This is a genomic window from Streptodolium elevatio, assembly GCF_040649515.1.
Classification (GTDB): domain Bacteria; phylum Actinomycetota; class Actinomycetes; order Streptomycetales; family Streptomycetaceae; genus Yinghuangia; species Yinghuangia elevatio.
On record NZ_JBEZFP010000029.1, the window covers coordinates 1 to 18,346 of the forward strand.

19 protein-coding genes are annotated in these 18,346 nt (G+C 73.8%); 14 read left to right on the plus strand and 5 right to left on the minus strand.

All coding sequences use genetic code 11. The features are described 5' to 3' along the window. Positions 1-130 precede the first annotated feature (130 nt). From AB0C36_RS13810 to AB0C36_RS13830, 5 genes are read left to right on the plus strand one after another with little or no spacing between them, the layout of a single operon-like run. Positions 131-472, plus strand: a complete 342-nt coding sequence (locus tag AB0C36_RS13810; RefSeq protein WP_358353350.1) for a TcmI family type II polyketide cyclase — start codon at positions 131-133, stop codon at positions 470-472. Positions 473-512: 40 nt separating this feature from the next. Further along, positions 513-2,306, plus strand: coding sequence for an acetyl-CoA carboxylase, carboxyltransferase subunit beta (accD, locus tag AB0C36_RS13815; protein WP_435839039.1), 1,794 nt, complete (start codon positions 513-515; stop codon positions 2,304-2,306). Further along, complete coding sequence (locus AB0C36_RS13820) at positions 2,306-2,875, plus strand: acetyl-CoA carboxylase biotin carboxyl carrier protein (protein WP_358353352.1); 570 nt, start codon at positions 2,306-2,308, stop codon at positions 2,873-2,875. The genes accD and AB0C36_RS13820 overlap by 1 nt, the downstream gene beginning before the upstream one ends. Positions 2,876-2,880: 5 nt before the next feature. Further along, complete coding sequence (locus AB0C36_RS13825; protein WP_358353354.1) at positions 2,881-4,374, plus strand: acetyl-CoA carboxylase biotin carboxylase subunit; 1,494 nt, start codon at positions 2,881-2,883, stop codon at positions 4,372-4,374. Positions 4,375-4,385: 11 nt separating this feature from the next. Continuing rightward, positions 4,386-5,429: a right-handed parallel beta-helix repeat-containing protein gene (locus tag AB0C36_RS13830; RefSeq protein ID WP_358353356.1), complete on the plus strand. Its 1,044-nt coding sequence runs from the start codon at positions 4,386-4,388 to the stop codon at positions 5,427-5,429. 77 nt (positions 5,430-5,506) lie between these two features. Here AB0C36_RS13830 and AB0C36_RS13835 read toward each other — a convergent pair whose 3' ends face one another. Then, on the minus strand, positions 5,507-5,848 hold the full coding sequence (locus AB0C36_RS13835) for a chaplin (RefSeq protein ID WP_358353358.1): 342 nt from the start codon (positions 5,846-5,848) through the stop codon (positions 5,507-5,509). A gap of 289 nt (positions 5,849-6,137) precedes the next feature. Between AB0C36_RS13835 and AB0C36_RS13840 the strand changes: the two genes are divergently transcribed. From AB0C36_RS13840 to AB0C36_RS13855, 4 genes are all read left to right on the plus strand, one after another. Continuing rightward, positions 6,138-7,673 (plus strand): hypothetical protein, encoded by a 1,536-nt coding sequence (locus AB0C36_RS13840; RefSeq protein ID WP_358353360.1) that lies wholly within the window; start codon positions 6,138-6,140, stop codon positions 7,671-7,673. A 227-nt stretch (positions 7,674-7,900) separates the two neighbouring features. After that, positions 7,901-9,079, plus strand: coding sequence for an AAA family ATPase (locus tag AB0C36_RS13845; protein WP_358353492.1), 1,179 nt, complete (start codon positions 7,901-7,903; stop codon positions 9,077-9,079). Next, the gene (locus AB0C36_RS13850; RefSeq protein WP_358353362.1) at positions 9,076-10,380 is read left to right on the plus strand and encodes a vWA domain-containing protein; all 1,305 of its coding nucleotides are present in this window, start codon (positions 9,076-9,078) and stop codon (positions 10,378-10,380) included. The genes AB0C36_RS13845 and AB0C36_RS13850 overlap by 4 nt, the downstream gene beginning before the upstream one ends. 90 nt (positions 10,381-10,470) lie before the next feature. After that, positions 10,471-11,322: a Mut7-C RNAse domain-containing protein gene (locus AB0C36_RS13855; RefSeq protein WP_358353364.1), complete on the plus strand. Its 852-nt coding sequence runs from the start codon at positions 10,471-10,473 to the stop codon at positions 11,320-11,322. A gap of 21 nt (positions 11,323-11,343) precedes the next feature. Here the strand turns inward: AB0C36_RS13855 and AB0C36_RS13860 are convergent, their stop codons facing one another. Together AB0C36_RS13860 and AB0C36_RS13865 are read right to left on the minus strand one after the other, a co-directional pair. After that, on the minus strand, positions 11,344-11,850 hold the full coding sequence (locus AB0C36_RS13860; protein WP_358353366.1) for an Ntn hydrolase family protein: 507 nt from the start codon (positions 11,848-11,850) through the stop codon (positions 11,344-11,346). Between the two features lie 163 nt (positions 11,851-12,013). After that, positions 12,014-12,424, minus strand: a complete 411-nt coding sequence (locus AB0C36_RS13865) for a PepSY domain-containing protein (protein ID WP_358353368.1) — start codon at positions 12,422-12,424, stop codon at positions 12,014-12,016. A 198-nt stretch (positions 12,425-12,622) separates the two neighbouring features. Between AB0C36_RS13865 and AB0C36_RS13870 the strand changes: the two genes are divergently transcribed. From AB0C36_RS13870 to AB0C36_RS13885, 4 genes are all read left to right on the plus strand, one after another. After that, entirely contained in the window at positions 12,623-13,318 is a 696-nt protein-coding gene (locus AB0C36_RS13870; RefSeq protein ID WP_358353370.1) for a response regulator, read from the plus strand. A gap of 1 nt (position 13,319) precedes the next feature. Continuing rightward, entirely contained in the window at positions 13,320-14,891 is a 1,572-nt protein-coding gene (locus AB0C36_RS13875; protein WP_358353372.1) for a sensor histidine kinase, read from the plus strand. 146 nt (positions 14,892-15,037) lie between these two features. After that, positions 15,038-16,156, plus strand: a complete 1,119-nt coding sequence (locus tag AB0C36_RS13880; protein ID WP_358353374.1) for an NUDIX domain-containing protein — start codon at positions 15,038-15,040, stop codon at positions 16,154-16,156. Between the two features lie 193 nt (positions 16,157-16,349). Continuing rightward, entirely contained in the window at positions 16,350-16,586 is a 237-nt protein-coding gene (locus tag AB0C36_RS13885) for a DUF5302 domain-containing protein (RefSeq protein WP_358353376.1), read from the plus strand. 186 nt (positions 16,587-16,772) lie between these two features. On the opposite strand, the gene AB0C36_RS13890 is transcribed toward AB0C36_RS13885, so the two are convergent. Continuing rightward, complete coding sequence (locus AB0C36_RS13890) at positions 16,773-17,087, minus strand: MTH1187 family thiamine-binding protein (RefSeq protein WP_358353378.1); 315 nt, start codon at positions 17,085-17,087, stop codon at positions 16,773-16,775. A gap of 116 nt (positions 17,088-17,203) precedes the next feature. Beyond that, positions 17,204-17,626, minus strand: coding sequence for a hypothetical protein (locus AB0C36_RS13895; RefSeq protein ID WP_358353380.1), 423 nt, complete (start codon positions 17,624-17,626; stop codon positions 17,204-17,206). Positions 17,627-17,681: 55 nt separating this feature from the next. Between AB0C36_RS13895 and AB0C36_RS13900 the strand changes: the two genes are divergently transcribed. Continuing rightward, positions 17,682-18,302: a cobalamin-dependent protein gene (locus AB0C36_RS13900; RefSeq protein WP_358353382.1), complete on the plus strand. Its 621-nt coding sequence runs from the start codon at positions 17,682-17,684 to the stop codon at positions 18,300-18,302. The last annotated feature ends 44 nt before the right edge of the window (positions 18,303-18,346 follow it).

Below are 18,346 nucleotides of genomic sequence, written 5' to 3' on the forward strand. Positions count from 1 at the left end.
GCGCGGACCGACCGGTCCACGGGCCCTGCCGCCGCTCCGATCCGATCCCGACGCCCGACCGATCCCGACGCCCGACCGATCCGGACGCCCGATCCGATCCCGACGCCCGATCCGAAGCGAAGGACCTCTCGTGACCACGTACCGAAGCCTCATCGTCGCCCGCATGCGCCCGGGAGCCGCCGACGACGTCGCGGACATCTTCGCCGCGTCCGACCGCGGTGAGCTGCCCGGTCTCGTCGGCGTCACCGGACGCAGCCTGTTCCGGTTCGGCGACGACCTGTACCTGCACCTGATCGAGGCGGACCGTCCTCCGGCGGCGGGCGTCGCCGAGGTGGCCGGCCACCCGGAGTTCATGGCCATCAGCGACCGGCTCTCGGCCCACGTCAGCGCGTACGACCCGGCCACCTGGCGTGGTCCCAAGGACGCCATGGCCCACGAGTTCTACCGGTGGGAGCGGCCGCGCAACGGCTGAGTCCGCGACGCCCCGACCCACCCGACTCTCGGAGGAACCCGTGGTCGACATCGACAACCGGCCGCACGCGCCGGACGCAGGGCCCGCGGCGACCGCGGCGGCCGACTGGGTGCGGTGCACCGAGTGCTGCGACCTCGTGTACGGCAAGCGCTTCGCCCGTGCCCTGCAGGTGTGCCCCGGCTGCGGTGCGCACGCCCGGCTGACCGCCCGGCAGCGGCTCGACCAGCTTCTCGACCCCGGCCCGCGGATCCCGCTCGAGACCGGGCCCGCCCCGCACGACCCGCTGGGCTTCACCGACTCGCGGCCGTACCCCGACAGGTTGGCCGAGGCGCAGGCGGCGACCGGGATGCCCGACGCGGCGCTCGCGGTCCGGGCCACCATCGCCGGCCATCCGGTGGTCGTCGCGGTCATGGACTTCCGGTTCCTCGGCGGCAGCCTCGGCTGCGCCGTCGGGGCGCTGGTCACCCGGGCCGCCGAGGAGAGCCTGCGCGAGCGCGTGCCGCTGCTGATCGTCACCGCCTCGGGCGGCGCGCGCATGCAGGAGGGCGCGCTGTCGCTCATGCAGATGGCCAAGACCGCGCAGGCTCTCGCCGAACTCGACGAGGCCGGGATCCTGGTGGTCACGCTGGCGACCGACCCGACGTACGGCGGGGTCGCCGCGTCGTTCGCGACGCTCGCGGACGTGATCCTCATCGAGCCGGGTGCCCGCATGGGGTTCGCGGGGCCGCGCGTGATCGAGCAGACCATCGGCGAGCGGCTGCCGGAGGGGTTCCAGAGCGCCGAGTTCCTGTTGGCGCACGGCATGGTCGACGCGGTCGTCCCCCGGGACCAACTGCGGCGCATGCTCGGACACTTGCTGGACGTGGCGGACCCCGCGAACAGTGCCGAGGCCGACCCGGACGCCGACCAGGGGACTTGGCGGCAGCGCGTCGAGCCATACCCGCGGGCCGCTCTCCGGTCGGAGCCGTCCGGCGGCGAGGGCGCGGCGTCGGGTGGCGCCGCGTGGGACGTGGTACGCCGCGCCCGGCACCCCGAACGGCCCTCGGCCCTCGACTACGCCGGCCGTCTGCTGGAGGGCTTCGAGGAACTGCACGGCGACCGCATCGGCGCCGACTGCCCGGCGGTCGTCGGCGGCGTGGGACTCCTCGCGGGGCAGCCGGTCGTGCTGATCGGCCACCACAAGGGCGGCTCGGACCTCCAGGAGCGCCGCCGCCGGCACTTCGGGATGGCCACCCCCGCGGGCTTCCGCAAGGCCGCGCGGCTGATGAACCTGGCCGCGAAGCTGAAGATCCCCGTCGTGACGCTCGTCGACACCCCGGGGGCCAATCCCGACCTGGACGCCGAGCGCGGCGGGCAGGCGGTCGCGATCGCCGAGAACCTGCGCCTGATGTCGCGGCTGCCGGTGCCCGTCGTGAGCGTGGTCACCGGCGAGGGCGGCAGCGGCGGCGCTCTCGCGCTGGCGGTCGCCGACCGCGTCCTGATCTGCGAGCACGCCGTCTACTCCGTCATCAGTCCGGAGGGGTGCGCGGCCATCCTGTGGAAGGACCAGGACGCCGCCCCTACGGCGGCCGAGGCATTGCGGCTGCGGGCGTCCGACCTGCTGCGGCTGGGCGTGGTGGACGAAATCGTGCCCGAGCCGGCGGGCGGCGCCCACACCGACCCGGAGACCGCCGCCGACCTCATGCGTGCCGCCCTGGTGCCGGTCCTCATCGAGCTGCGGCACCGCGACCACGACCGGCGGATCCGGGAACGCCGCGACCGCTACCGGAAGTTCGGCGCGTCGCCCGCGGTGGCGGGCGCCGGCGCCGGGGACACGTATCCAGGAGGGCACTGATGAGCATCGAGTGTGAGGGCGGCGCGAACGGCGCCGGCAACGAGGTCGTTTCCCGGGTGCCGAGGCGCTTCCGCCTGCAGGCCGGGGACACCGTGATCGAGATCGACTGGCTCCCCGGGGAGTCCGCGGCCCCGGTGTCGGTTACCGCGAACGGCACCGCGGTCCTGCGGGAGGCTCCGGCACCCGCCGCGATCTCCTCGGCGTCGCCCGCCGCCCACACCGCGTCCCACGCCGCTTCGTCCGCCGCGACCGTCATCGCGTCCGTCGCCGCGTGCCCGGCCACGCCGGCCGGGGGTCCGGCCGCGGTGCCGGAGGCCGCCGCGTTGTTCGTCCGGGCGCCGATGGTCGGCACGTTCTACCACTCGCCGGACGCGGGAGCGCGGCCGTTCGTCGGCGTCGGCGACATCGTCCGACCCGGCCAGACGATCGGGATCCTGGAGGTGATGAAGATGATGAACCCCATCACCGCCGAAGTCACCGGACGCGTCGTCGACATGGTGGCGGGCGACGCCGAACCGGTCGAGTACGACCAGCCGTTGATCGCCCTCGAACCCGTCGGCAGCGGGTGAGGCGCATGTTCTCCACGGTTCTGGTCGCCAATCGGGGCGAGATCGCGCTGCGTGTCGTCCGCGCCTGCCGCGAGGCGGGCATCCGCAGCGTCGCGGTCTATTCGACCGCGGACCGGGACTCGGCCGCCGTGCGCTGCGCCGACGCCGCCGTGCACATCGGGCCGCCGCCGGCGAAGTCCAGCTACCTCAGCATCCCCGCGATCGTCGAGGCCGCCCGGGCGGTCGGGGCCGACGCCATCCACCCGGGCTACGGGTTCCTCTCCGAGGACCCGGACTTCGCCGAGGTCTGCGCGGCGCACGGCATCACCTTCATCGGTCCCCCGCCCGAGGTCATGCAGCGCCTCGGCGACAAGGCCGCGGCGCGCGCGGCGATGGCCGACGCGGGCCTGCCGGTGCTGCCCGGCAGTTGCGGAGCGCTGTCCTCGCCGGGCCAGGCGGCCGAGATCGCCGACCGGATCGGCTTCCCGGTCATCCTCAAGGCCGTCGCGGGCGGTGGCGGCCGGGGCATGCGCGTGGTGCGCGAACCGGGCGCGTTGGCCCGGGCGTACGGCGAGACCCGGGCTCAGGCCCGCGCGGTGTTCGGCGACGAGCGCGTCTACATGGAGAAGTTCGTCGACAACGCCCGACATATCGAGGTCCAGGTGCTGTGCGACATGCACGGCGGGGCCATCCACCTGGGCGAGCGCGACTGCTCGGTGCAACGGCGGCACCAGAAGCTGATCGAGGAGGCACCGGCGGCCGGTCTCGATCCGGGCGTACGCGACGCGATGTGCGACGCGGCGCTGCAAGGCGCCAAGGCGGTCGGCTATGTGGGGGCGGGCACCTTCGAGTTCGTCGTCTCGGCCGCCCAGGAGTTCCACCTCATGGAGGTGAACTGCCGTCTCCAGGTGGAGCATCCGGTGACCGAGATGGTCACCGGGATCGACCTGGTGCACGAGCAGTTGCGCATCGCCGCCGGGGCACCGCTGACGATGCGTCAGGACGACGTGGTGATCCGGGGGGCCGCGATCGAGTGCCGCGTCAACGCCGAGGACCCCGAGAACGACTTCGTGCCCACGCCCGGGACGCTCGAGGAATTCGTGGCGCCCGGCGGCCCGTTCGTACGCGTCGACACGCACGCCTTCGCGGGCTGGCGGATCGGCCCCGACTACGACTCGCTCCTGGCCAAGGTGATCGCCTGGGCACCGGACCGCGAGGCGGCCCGGGCGCGTGCCGCCCGAGCCCTCGACGAGTTCCGGGTGGAGGGGGGCGGGGTCCGCACCACGATCCCGTTCCTGCGCCGCATCATCGACCATCCGGCCTTCGGCGCGGCCACGCACACCACGACCCTTGTCGACGCGATCGTCCGCGGCGACGAAGGGTGCGACGTCTCCCCCGATCTCCCTCAGCCGCAATGGCTTTCGCATTCGACACAGTACGCAAAGGCGGGCTTGGCACCATGGGTCAGCAGCGACGAAGCATCACCGAACGGTCAGGACGCGCAACCCGCGGTGTTGTAGCCGCCGCGTCCGTGCTCGTGGTCCTGGCGGCCGGGTCCGCGGAAGCCGCCGGACCTCGTGACGGGGCGACACCTGCCGTGCGTACGGTCGCGCCCGGCGAGTCCGTGCAGGCCGCGGTCGACGCCGCGGCGCCGGGCGAGGTCGTCGAACTCGCGGCGGGCACCTATCGCGGCAGTGTGCTGATCGCGAAGGACGGGATCACCCTGCGCGGCCCGCGCGAGGGCGAGGCCGTCATCGCCCCGGCCGACCCGAACGACCCGGCCGGTGCGGGCGCCTGCGCGACGGGCGGCTTCGGAGTGTGCGTGTTCGGCACCGCGCAGAAGCCGGTCGTCGGAGTCGGCGTCGAGTCGCTGACCGTGACCGGGTTCCGCAAGACGGGTGTGAAGGGCCTGCACGCGGACGGCCTCTCCGTCGCCGGCGTGCGCGCCCACCGCAACGGCGAGCACGGCGTCGGCCAGGAGTTCTCGGTCCGCGGCCGGTTCGTCGGCAACACGACGGATTCCAACGGGCAGTCCGGGGTGTTCGTGGGCGACGAGCCCGACGGGAGCGGCACCTCGATCGTCGGCAACAGCGCGGCGGACAACCGCATCGGCGTGCATCTGCGCCGGGCCCGGCACGTCACCGTGACCGGGAACCTGCTCACGGCCAACTGCGCCGGGGTCTTCGTGGTCGGCGACGAGACCCGCCCGGTCGCCGGCGACCTCGACATCGTCGGCAACACGATGGCGGCCAACAACCGCTTCTGCCCGGGCAACGAGCGGATCGCCCACATCCAGGGCTCCGGCATCGTCCTGACCGGCACCGAGGGCGTACGCATCCACGCCAACACCGTCATGGACCACAGCGGTGACTCCCCGATGTCCGGCGGCATCGTGATGGTCCCCAGCTTCAGCGGCGGCGGCACCTCCCATCAGGAGGTCACCGGCAACACGCTGCTGCGCAACGCCCCCGCCGACCTGGCCCAGCGGGATCCGCGGGGCGTCGGCAACACCTATGCGGCCAACACGTGCCTGAAGTCGGAACCTGCCGACCTGTGCGGGCCGCCGGCCGGCTGACCGCCGGTGACGTGTGACGCGCCGGTGCCCGGGAGTGGAGGGCCGGGCACCGGCGCGGCGCGTTGTCGCGGGGTCGGCTACCAGTTGCCGCCGTGGCCGCCGTGGCCGCCGTGGTGGCCCGGGGCCATGGGGGGCGTCACGCCGGGCTTGGCGTCGTCGCCGTCCACGTTGGCGCACACGTTGCCGAACGCCGGGTTCAGGAGGCCGATGACGCTGACCGTGTTGCCGCACACGTTGACCGGCACGTGCACCGGAACCTGGATCAGGTTGCCGGACAGCACGCCGGGCGAGCCGACGGCCGCGCCGTCCGCGTCGGAACCCGCGAACGCCGCGCCGCCGCCCGCGAGCACGAGGGCCGCGGCACCGGCCGAGACAATCGTCGCCTTCTTCATGATCGCCACGAAACTTCTCCGTTTCATCGGTCCAGACTGCGGCGCCAGTTAGGGCCGCATGCGGAAGCAACGACAGGGCCGGCGTGCTGGTCACGGCCGTCACTTCCGTGTCATCCACACGCAGCACCCCGGAGACGCCGCGGGGCCGACCGAGCGCCCGTACGGAAACCTCCCAAACGGTCGCCGCGCGGAGGTGCCCGACATGACGCGGGGCGGGAGTTCCTGGCCGGACGGGGTCCGGGGCGCTATGGTCATTCGTGATGACCACTCAATTCGTTGTGAGAATGGGGGTCCCGTCCGCGCAAGGTGAGTGCTGATGCACACTCACATCGCGAACGGGGATTCCCGGCTTTCCTTCTGGCCGCGCGTGCGCGAGTTCGCCGTGCCGCCCCCCATGATCGAGTCCGCGACCGCCCGCCGCCTTTGCGGCGATTGGGCCGGTGCGTGCGCCGCCGCGGGCATCGACGTCGACCTGAACCTCCGTGCGCTCGCCCGCGACCACGGGCACGAACTCGCCGCCCGGGTACGCGCCGACCTGCGCCATCTCGCCCCCGATCTGCTGCGCTGGCACATGCCGCGCATCGCACCGGACGGGCTGCTACGGCCCGGCCTGACCATCTCCCTGGCCCGCTACGGGCCCGACTCCGATCGCCGAACGCGCGGCGTACACCTGGTGGTTCGCACTCCGCCCGGGTGGGCGGCCGCCGGGCAGCGGATCAGCCTCGCGTTGTGGGACGGGTCGGACCGCGCGTCCGGCGCGTACCTGTATCCGCATCCCCATCCGCACCGGCGGTTCCGCCTCGACCTGCACCGGCACCTGTGGGACGCGCGACGGTCGCACGAACTGGGTGTCCGATCGGGTGCGGTTCCCGCGGGCTCGGCGGGTTCTGCGGGTTCGGCGGGGCAGGCGCGGCAGGCCGGTCCGGCGGGACAGGCGGGTCCCGCGGATCCGCCGCCGTGGGCGGACCGGTCGGCCGGCGCCGCCCCGAGCGGTTCGGCGTCGGACCTCCTGGACCTGGTGCCGCAGGACCAGCCGTGTGCCGTCGACCGATGGGCCGCCGAGGCCGAGATCCTGCTGCGGGCCGACGGCCGTCCCCCGGGAGCCGTCCTCGTCCGGCTCGGAGCCCGGCACCGGCTGATCGTCGCACCGGACACCGACCCGGGCGACGGCACCGGCCACTGGGACGGTGACGTCGGCAACGGCGCACGGCTGCCGGGACTTCGGGTCGCGAGAGCGTCCGCCTCTGGGCGGGGTCCCGCGCTGCCGGTGCTTCCCGACGCGGCCACCTGGGTCCTGCCCGACCTGGAACTCCTGCGCGCCGGCGCGATCGACGCGGACCGGCTGCACCCGCTGGTGGCGGAGGCGCTGATCCCCGGCTACTCGTCGGCCACCCCCCGGACCGTACGCGACCCGGGGCACCCCCGCTTCGTGGACTGCCGGGGCGCGCGGCATCGGATCGGGCTGGTCGACGGCGTCCTCACCGCCCTGGACCACGATCCCGACGAGATCCGGCGCGAGGAACTGCTCGCCGCCCTGACCGGAACCCCGGTGCCCTGCCTCCAGGCGATCGACGCGGCGCACCGGCGTCCGGACTGCCTCACAGGTGTCCGCGAACGCCTCCACCACGGCGACAGCTCCGGTGCCCTGGCGGTCGTCGAGGACCTGTTGGGGGCCGAGGCGGTGCTGCGCGACGGTGCGCTGCTGGACAGTCTGGAGGCCGCCGCGCGGGGGCGGATCACGTACGGGCTGTTCCGGGCCGGGCTGATCGGCCGCACTCCGCCGCTGCTCTGTCCCAGGCCCGTCCGCCCGGGCACCCGCGGCTCGCGCGGGCGCCGTACCTCCGTCCGCTGACGGCAACTTCGCCGGATTCCGGCCCGCCCTCGGCCTGACCGGCCGTCGGACTCCCGGCCCTGGTCCACGCCATCAACCACGAACCCCAAAGGTGATCCCACATGCTCGCATTCACGCAGTCCGCCACGCCCGAAACCGCCGCGGCGGCCGGCCCCGCGCCCGTTCCGGCGCCTGCCTCCGCTTCCGCATCCGCCTCCGACCTGGAGACCGCCGGTGAGTTGCTGGCCATGCTCCGCGACACCGCCACCGAGCCGCGGCCCAACGGCCAACTGGAGGCCCTGACCCTTGCCGTCGCCGCCGACCTGCCCGTACTGCTGTGGGGCGAGCCGGGCATCGGCAAGACCGCGGCCCTGACGCAGCTCGCCGCCACCCTGGACCTGCCCCTCACCACGGTCATCGCCAGCGTGCACGAGCCCTCCGACTTCTCGGGCCTGCCGATTGTCGGCGACGACCCGGCGCGGCAGGGCGTGCCGATGGCGCCGCCGGACTGGGCCGTACGCCTGGTCGAGGCCGGGCGCGGACTGCTGTTCCTCGACGAACTGTCCACCGCACCACCCGCGGTCCAGGCCGCCCTGCTCCGCCTCGTGCTGGAACGGCGCATCGGTGCCCTGCAACTGCCGCCCGGGGTGCGGATCGTGGCGGCCGCCAACCCCCGGTCGTCGGCCGCCGACGGCTGGGAGCTGAGCCCGCCCCTGGCGAACCGCTTCGTCCACCTGCAGTGGACCCACGAGCACGAGGTGGTCGTACGCGGCCTCGGCGGCATCTGGCCCCTCGCGACGCTGCCGCGGCTGGACCCCGCGAAGCTGCCGCAGGCGGTGGAGTTCGCGCGCCGCGCCGTCTGCGGCCTGCTGACCGCCCGCCCCACGCTCGTCCACCGGCTGCCCACCACCGAGACGCGGCGCGGCGGTCCGTGGCCGTCGCCCCGCAGTTGGGAGATGACGTTGGCGCTGATCGCGTTCGCCACCGCGGCGGACGCGTCCCGCGACGTGCTCTCCCAGCTCGTCAGGGGAACCGTCGGCGACGGTCCGGGGCTCGAACTGCTCGCCCACATCGACCGCATGGACCTGCCGGACCCCGAACTGCTGCTCGCCGACCCGGACACCGCTCTGCTGCCCGAACGCGGCGATCTGCGGCAGGTGGTGCTCGACGGGGTGGTGCAGGCGGTGCGCAACCGGCCCGACAAGTCCCGCTGGGACGCGGCGTGGGCGCTGCTGGCCCGGGCGCTGGCGACCGGCGCGCCGGACCTCGTGGTCGTTCCGGCGACCACGCTCGCGTCACTGCGCCGGGAGGACTGGGACGTCCCGGACACGATCGGGCGGCTCACCGGCGTCGTCGCGCTGTCCCGCCGCGCGGATCGGGCCGCGGAGCGTACGTCGGCCTCGGCGTCCCGGAAGGTGGGCCGATGACCACAACCCCGACGACGACCCCGGCTGCATCGGCGACGACGACCCCGACGGTGACGGCCGCGGAGGAGCCGCGGGCCCTGGACCGCGACAAGCTGTTCGCCGCGCGCCTGCACGCCGCCCGGGTCCGCCCCTACCTCGCGACCGCGCTGTTCGCCCTGCATCCGGTGGAATCCCGGCATGTGCCGACGATGGCGGTCGACCGGTTCTGGCGGTGTTACGTCTCACCGGCGTTCGTGGCCCGGATGCCGGTCGAGGACCTGGCCGCCGTGTGGGTGCACGAGGTGTCCCACCTACTGCGCGACCACCACGGGCGCAGCGACCGAGTCGCGCGCGAACGCGGGCTGACCGGACCCGGCGACCGGCTGCGCATGAACATCGCCGCCGACTGCGAGATCAACGACGACGTGTACGGCGACGGTCTGGTGTGGCCGGAAGGCGCCCTACACCCACGGCACTTGGAGCTGCCCGAGGGCGAACTCATGGAGGACTACCTGCGGCAGTTCAGCCTCGGGCCGCTGACCCAGGACTTCACCTGGCTGGAATGCGGCAGCGGCGCCGATGGGCTGGAACGCCACTGGGACCTCGGGGCGGACGGTGCGTACGGTCTCAGCGAGCAGGAGCGCGACGCGGTGCGGTTCCGGGTGGCCGAGGGCATCAAGGGCCGGCCGGGGGACGCTCCGGCGGGCTGGCGCCGGTGGGCCGAGGAGGCCTTCCAACCACCGCAGCCGTGGCGGGAGTTGCTCGGGGCGGCGGTCCGCTCGGCGGCATCCGCGGGCGGTGCGGGCGAGGACTACACGTACGGCCGTCCGTCGCGCCGCTCGCCGGTGGTGCCGGGCGCCGTCCTGCCCAGCCTCCGGCGCATGCCGCCCCGGGTTTCGGTGGTCATCGACACCTCCGGCTCGGTCAGCGACGCCGAACTCGGCAGCGCGCTCCAGGAGGTCGCGGCCATCTCGCGGGCGGTCGGCGGGCGCCGGGACCTCGTCACCGTGCTCTCGTGCGACGCCGCGGCCCAGTCCGTGAGCCGGCTGTGCCGCGCCGAGGACATCCCGCTGGTCGGCGGCGGCGGGACGGACCTGCGCACCGGCTTCGCCAAGGCGCTGCGCGGCCGCCCCCGGCCGGACGTCGTCGTGGTGCTCACGGACGGCCAGACACCGTGGCCGGAGAGCCGGCCGCCGTGCCGGACCGTCGTCGGCCTCTTCCCGCGCCCGCGATGCTCCCGGACTGCGCCCATGGCCGAGAACGACCCGGACTACGTCCCCGATTCCCCGCCCGATTGGGCCCGGACCGTGGAGATCGGGTGAGCGTCGCGCGGGCGCGTGGCCCGCACCGCACACGGGCCCTCGGGCGGAAAATTCCCGGCCTCGGGAGCGCGCCGATGCCATGCTGACGGCATGTCCGGATCTGACTCCCTCGGCGGGCCGAACGTCGCATCTGCCGCGCCCACCGTCACGCTCACCCTCGCCGACGACCTGCACCGGTTTCTGCCGCCCCGGCTCCGTGCGGGGTGTGTGACCGCGGCGGTCGCCGACGATTCGACGCTCGGCCATGTGGTCGAATCGGCGGGCGTGCCGCTGCCGGAGGTCGGGTGGCTGGTGGTGGACGGGGCGCGGGCGGACGCGGCGTACCGTCCACAGGGCGGCGAGGCGGTCGAGGTGTACGCGGTCGCCCGGCCGCAGCAAGTCCCCGGCCCCGGGCTGCGCTTCCTCCTGGACGTACACCTCGGCGCGCTGGCCCGCCGCATGCGGCTGGTCGGGCTCGACACGGCCTACCACAACGACTGCGACGACCCGGTGCTGGTCGAACAGGCCAACGCCGAGCGCCGCGTGCTGCTGACGCAGGACCGCGGCCTGCTGCGCCGCCGCAATCTGTGGTTCGGGGCGTATGTGCGCGGCACCCGGCCGGACGCCCAACTCGACGACCTGCTGCGCCGGTTCGCCCCGGACTTGGCGCCGTGGACGCGCTGCACGTCCTGCAACGGCCCGCTGGCCGCGGTCACCAAGGAGTCGGTCGTCGACGACGTGGAGCCGCGTACGCTCGCGTCCTTCGACAGGTTCGCGCGCTGCACGGCGTGCCGTCGCGTCTACTGGCACGGCTCGCACGGCGGACGGCTGGACGAGATCGTCGACACGGCGCTGCGAACCGTCGCGGACACCGCGGAGGCCGCTGGGGCCGCAGAGTCCGCTGGGGCTGCGCGGGCCGCGGACACTGCGCAGACCCCGGGCGCGCCTGGAGCCGCGGGCTGAACCGCCGTACGCGGCCCGGCGTCAGGCGCCTTCGGCGGTCTGACGCGTGATGCTGAACTCGGTGACGGGCGGCGCGCAGAAGATGGTGAGGTCGCATGCGACCTGGACCGCCTCCTGCGGCGAATGGCCCAGGTGCAGCGCGGCGCGCGCGTACTCCCAGCCGGAGCCGATGGCGGCGAAGTCGGCGTAGGTGACGTCGAAGTCGGAGTCGATCTCGAACAACTTGCCGTCGAATCCGAAGAGGAACGACGAGTGCGCCTCGAAGCCGCTCATCTTCCGCTTCGCCCACTCGATGTACTCGGCGTAGAACTCCAGGACGTCGCGCTCGTCCGCGGAGGCCGGCATGTGGGTGTCGAGGAAGAGGCGCATGAGGTTGACGTCCCGCAGGTGGCCCGAGCCGCCGAAGACCAGGTTCTCGCCGATCTTGTAGAGCTTCGTGCCCTCGGTCTTCGCCTGGCCCCAAGTCACCTGCGAGTCCGCGGCGATGACGATGCGGTCTTCGAGGATCTTGCCTGCTATGACGGTCACGCACGCAGAATGGCAGATTCCGGAGCCGAGCGCCGCAGCGAACGGCCTTTTGCGGCTGATCAGTTGGTTTGCGCGGCGGGAGCGGGAGCCGGGCCCCGCCCCCGCCGCGCAGCCGGTCGCCTGTCCCGGCGTACGCGGCCGGGTTTGCGCGCCGGGCGACGGCTCAGTCGTCGTCGGGGCCGTCGTCGTCAGGGCCGTCGTCCGGGCCGTCGTCGTCGTGGTCGTCGTCGGTGGCGCCGTCAGGGCCGTCGTCCGGGTCGTCCTGGTCGTCCGGTGCGACCACCAGGACCTTGAAGCCCGCGTCGAGGCGTACCTCGGCCCGGGTCCCATCGGTCCGGGTGACGTCGACCTCCCACACCGCGCCGTCGTCCTCGCGGTCGTCCTCGCGCTCGACCTCGCCCGCGACGCTTCCCGCCCCGGCGGCCTGCACGGCGGCGGCCCGTGCGGCGTCCGCGTCCGCGGCCGCCACCGGCTTGTCGTCGTCCTCGGACGCGGACGCGACCGCAAACGTCCCGGCGGTCGCCCCTCCGGCCAACGCGAGTGCCGCGGCGCCGATCACCAGCTTCCTGCGCATGTCGTCCTGCCTCCTCACGGATTCCGCGGCCACCCTTCCGGCACCCGCGGCTGCCGCCATCGTGCGACGGCGATCCTGAAGGCCCGCTGAACGCCGCCGCCCGGGTTCACCCGTACGGCCGACTCCCGCCAAGCGGCCGCCACGCGGCGGCGGCCCGCATTCAGCTCCCGTTCAGGTGCGGCGTGACACCGTTGGGGTGTGCGCATCCTGGTGGTCGAAGACGACACGGACCTGGCCCTGGCCCTCAAACGCGGCCTCGAACACGAGGGCTTCGCCGTCGACGTCGCATCCGACGGGACGGACGGGCTGTGGCTGGCGACGGAGAACCCATACGACGCCCTGGTCCTCGACATCATGCTCCCCGGGCTGGACGGCGGCACCCTGTGCGCACGCCTGCGCGCCGCCGACAACTGGGTGCCCGTCCTGATGCTCACCGCGAAGGACGGCGAACTCGACGAGGCCCGCGCACTCGACGCGGGCGCCGACGACTACCTGTCCAAGCCCTTCTCGTACGTCGTGCTCGTAGCCCGGCTGCGCGCCCTGCTGCGCCGCGGCCGCCGCACGCGCCCGCTCGTACTCCAGGTCGGCGACCTGACCCTCGACCCCGCCGCGCACCGTGTCGCGCGCGGCGACCGGCCGATCGACCTGACACCGCGCCAGTTCGCGCTGCTGGAGCTGCTGATGACGCGGGCGGGCGAGGTGCTGTCGAAGACGACGATCCTCGACGGCGTGTGGGACTTCGCGTACGACGGCGATCCGAACATCGTGGAGGTCTACGTACGCCAGCTCCGGCTGCGCATCGACGCCCCCTTCGGCCGCAACTCGCTGCGCACCGTGCGCGGCGTCGGCTACCGGCTCGACGACGACTCCCCCGCCACCGACGGTGGGAGTTGACATGCTGCCGCGCACCGTCCGGGGCCGGGCCACCGCCGCCGCCTCGCTTGTCGTCGCCGTGGCGCTCGCGGTGGGCGCGTTCGGCCTGTTGGCCATCCTGGAGTCGTCGTTGCGCGACGGCCTCGACCGTGCGCTCGGCGACCGCGCCCGGGACCTCGCCACCGTTGCGCCGGGCATCGCCCCCGACACCGAACTGGACACCGCCGGGGACGAGGACATCGCGCTGGTCGTGTCCGCGGACGGCCGCATCGTCGCCGCGTCGTCGGACGAATTCACCGCCGCTTCCCCGCCGTTCCCGCTCTTCCTGAGCGGCTCCGGGGAATCCGACGACTCCGCGGGCTCAGCCGGCTCCGACGACTCCGGGGGTTCTCGGGACTCCGGGGACCCCGGGGACTCGGGCGAATCCGACGGCTCCCGCGACGAGGACGACCCCGATCTGCGCACCCTCCGCGGCCACGACGAGGACGGCGACGCCGAGACGTACCGCGTCGCCGCGCAGGCCGCGGGGGACGGCGGACGCACGGTCTACGTGGCGAGCAACCTGGACCGTGTCACCGAGCCGGTGGGCACCGTACGCCTGACGCTCCTCGCCGGCCTGCCACCCTTGCTGGTCGTCCTGACCCTCACCACCTGGTTCGTCGTGGGCCGGTCGCTGCGCCCGGTCGAGGCCATCCGGGCCGAGGTCGCCGACATCTCCGAACACGCGCTCGACCGCCGCGTACCGGTGCCGCCGACGAACGACGAGATCGGACGCCTCGCCCGCACGATGAACGCGATGCTCGCCCGGCTGGAACACGCCGGCGACCGGCAACGGGCGTTCGTCGCGGACGCCTCACACGAACTCCAGACCCCGCTGGCGTCCTTCCGGGCGCAGTTGGAGGTCGCGCTCGCGCATCCGGACGCGACGGACTGGCCCGCCACCGCGCGCGGCCTGCTGGACGCCGACCTCGCGATGGAACGTCTGGTCAGGGACCTGCTGTTCCTGGCACGCGAGGACGAGGGCGGGCCACCGCCGCGTACCTTGCTGTTCGACCTGGACGACGTGGTGCTCGAGGAGGCCGCGCGGCTGCGGTCGGTGACCGCGGTACGCGTCGACACGTCGCGGGTGTCGGCGGCCCCCGTACGCGGTTCGCGCGACGACCTGACGCGTGTGGTCCGCAACTTGCTCGACAACGCCGAGCGGCATGCCGATGGCGTCGTGACGGTGTCGCTGACCGCCGACGCCCGGACGGTGACCCTGGTCGTGGAGGACGACGGACCGGGCGTGCCACCGGAGTTCCGCCCGTACCTGTTCGAGCGGTTCACCCGCGCCGACAGCGCCCGGTCCCGGGCCAGGGACGGTTCGGCGGGAGTTTCCGGCGGCGGAAGTGCCGAGCCGGGCAGCGGCCGACCTTCGGGCACGGGCCGACCTTCTGGTGCGCGGCCGGCCGCGCGTTCGGGCGGCACCGGTCTCGGGCTGGCGATCGTCCGGACCATCACGGAACGGCACGGCGGCACGGTCGAGGCCGGCGACCGGCCGGACGGCGCCCGCGGCGCCCGGTTCACGGTACGGCTCCCCGCACCCTCGATCTGAGCGCGGCCGCCCGCGTGGTGTGCCGGCCTCGGCAACGCCCGGCGGAACCCCGGCGACGCCGGGAACACCTTCGGAGGTCGAGCCCGGCAGACTGGTGGGCACACGGCCCGGCGACCGAGCGGGGGCCTGAACGACGGGGGTGGCCGATGGCCGGCGGCAATGCGCGGTTCCTGGGGGCGACCGACGTCCACGTCCTGATCGTCGACGACGGCCGCGTCCTGCTGCTGCGCCGCGGACCGGACGCCGAGTACGGATCGGGCCTGTGGACGCTCCCCTCCGGCCACGTCGAGGACGGCGAGGACGTCGTCGCGGCGGCCGTACGCGAGACACACGAGGAGACCGGGGTGGCGCTGACCCCCGAACTCCTGCGCTGCGAACTGGTGATGCAGCACCGCGGCCCGCGTGCCACGGCCAAGGCCCGCACCGGCTGGTTCTTCCGCGCCGTCGGGCTGACCCGGGCCACCGGCCGCCCGTACAACGCCGAGCCGCACAAGCACAGCGAGCTGATGTGGGCCGACCTCGACGACCTCGACTCGGTGCCGGGCGGCATGGTCGCGTACGTACGCGCGGGGCTGGACGCGATCGCCGAAGGCCGCCCGTACGCCCTGCACTTCCAGGAGCCGGGCACCGCCGTCGCGCACGTCCCCGGCACGTCCGCGCTGGTCCCGTTGGCCGCCGCCGACCACCACAACGTGCCGCTGCGCCGCGCGTTCGGCGTGCGGGAGTGGCTGCGGATCGGCGGTCCGTGGACCTGGCACCCGGACGAGCCGGTGCCGGACGGGCTGCCGGTCGGCCAGTCGTGGGGCTGGCTGTTCGCCCCCGACGGGCGCGCGCTGGTGCTCGCCGCACCCGACGGCGGCCTCAACATGCCGGGCGGCACCGTCGAGCCCGAGGACGCCGACGCGCTCGCGACGCTGCGGCGGGAGGCGTACGAGGAAGCCGGCGCGGTCCTGGCGGACTCCGTGCACGTCGGCTACCTGCACGACCACCAGGGACTGATGTACCGGGGCGTGCCCAGTGCCCGCGTGCGCATCGCCGCCCGCCTGGCGTCGCTCGGCCCGGCCGCGGTCGATCCCGCGACCGGGGTCACGTGGCGGCGCCTGCTCGCGCCGCCACGGATGATCGCCGCGCTGCTCGGCGGCGGGGACGAGTCGCTCGCGGAGGCGCTGGCGGCGCAACGTACCGCGCACGAACGGCTGGGCGTGCCCCTCTGCGACGCCTGGACAGTCGACGAAGTCCCCAAGGAGGGCACCGACTTCGAGTAGAGGCAGAGGGTTGGCCACGTTTCGACCCGCCGGCGAATCCTCCCTCGCGCGTACGGCAGAGAGAGCAAGGTCCGACCGTCCGCGGAGCGCGGCGAAGCGGCGGGTTGCGAGCCGGATCGCGCGGTCCGTGGTTGGCTGGGGGCGTTCGGCAGTACCGGTGCCCGGTGGGCGCCGTACCGGCAAGGAGGGCTCCATGGCTGACGACAAGGCTGACGCGAAGACCGAAGAGCAGAGCGCGGACACCCCCGCCGAGGCGGCGGGCGGCGCGAACGACGACGTCAAGCGCAAGTTCCGCGAGGCACTGGACCGCAAGCGCGGGGTGAAGACGGACTCGGTCGACGTCGGTCCCGACGACCACCCCAAGGTGCACGGCGGCGCCCACGGCCCGGCCGCGCAGCAGCGCACCTTCCAGCGCAAGAGCGGCGGCTGACCGCCGGGTAGACCGCCCGGAGTACGGGGCGGGGCCGGGCTTGGAACCCGGTCCCGCCCCGTACTCACGCCACGGGCGGCCAGGTCTTCGACAACCAGGCCCTCGACAATCAGGCCCTCGACGACCGGGCTTTCGACGACCGGGTTCAGGAAGGTCGGGCCTTGGCCGGATTCAGGCCGCAGGCGACTATGCCGTCGGGCCGTCCGGGTGCGCCGCGAGGTAGCGCTCGACGGTCTCGACCTTCTTCGTCAGCCCGTCGGTCACGCCGTCGCGGATGTCGGCCTTGAGCGTCATGCTGACCCGCCCGCTGCGCGCGCGGACCGCGTCGACGGCGTCCTTCACGACCGCCATGACCTCGTCCCACTCGCCCTCGACGCTCGTGAACATCGCATCGGTACGATTCGGCAACCCGCTCGCGCGGACCACCCGCACGGCTTCGGCGACGGCCTCACCGACGTCCTCGCCGATGCCCAGCGGAGTAACGGAAAACGCGACGATCACCGACAAACCTCCTGACGCGACGGTTGTCCCGCCACCCTAACGAGGTGCCGCCGCCGCGTCCGCCTCACAACGCCGCGTCACGAAGCCGCGTCACGAAGCCGCGTCACCATGTCGCGTCACAGCCGGAGGCGACGCCAGTTGTGGGCGCCCTTCCAGCCTTCCTCGCCGCGCGCCCAGCCTACGAAGACCGCGAGCACGTCCGCGGTCGACTCGACGTCGGCCTGGAAGTGCGTCTTGGCCGAGCCCTCGCGGTACTCGACGACGTACGGCTCCCCCTCGTCGCGCCGCGTCTGCACGTAGTACTGCTCGTCGTCCGGGATCCGCTCGACGACCAGGAACGTGTCGCCCTCCGCCCCGATCCGGTCGAGCAGCCGGTACAGCCCCGGGACGCTCGGCCAGTCGACCGTGGTCCCGTCCTCGCTGCGCACCGAGACCGCCAGCAGTTCGCGCCCCTGATCGGGCAGCTCCGCACCGCGCACGTCGTCCCGCACTTCCGCCTCCCCGATGTCTTCCCGGCCGTCCCCCGCAGGTGCGGTCATGCCCGCATCCTGGCACCCGCCGGGGACACCGGTCCCGGGCCGGTACCGTGACGGCATGCCCGCGTACGACCTCCCGCCGCTCCACCTGCCCGCCCAGACCCGGCGTCCGCCGGACGTCGCCGTGGTGGTGCGCTACCGCAAGGCCGTGACGTACGGCATGCACGCGCTGCTGGGCGCGCTGGAGGCGAACCCGCCCGAGGTGGCGCACGAGGTGTGGCTCGGCCGCACAGCCGCGGAGACCGCCGAACTGGTCCGCACGGCCCTCGACGCCGGCGCCACCCGCGTCCTGGTTCCGTGGTCGTTCTACTCCCCCGACGCCGAGGCGATGGCCGCCGAACTCGCCGAAGTCCGCGCCGCGGTCGACGACCCGCGCGTCGTGCACGTGGCAGGCGGCGTGCACGCGACCGCCGAACCGCAGCAGATCCTCGACGCCGGCTGGGACCTCGCCGCCATCGGCGAGGGCGAGGCCACCTTCGTGTCCCTGGTCGCCGCACTCGGCCGCGGCGAACCCCTCACCGGCGTCCCCGGCCTCGCCCTGCGTGACACCGACGGCACCGCGCTGCGCACCGGAACCTCCGTACGCGGCCCGCTCGACGACACCCCCTCCTTCGCCCTCGGCCTGCACCGCTTCGGCCCCATCGAGATCACCCGGGGCTGCATCTACAGCTGCCGGTAATGCTGCGAACAGCCATTATTTGCAGACGTGTTCCTCTGCACCTG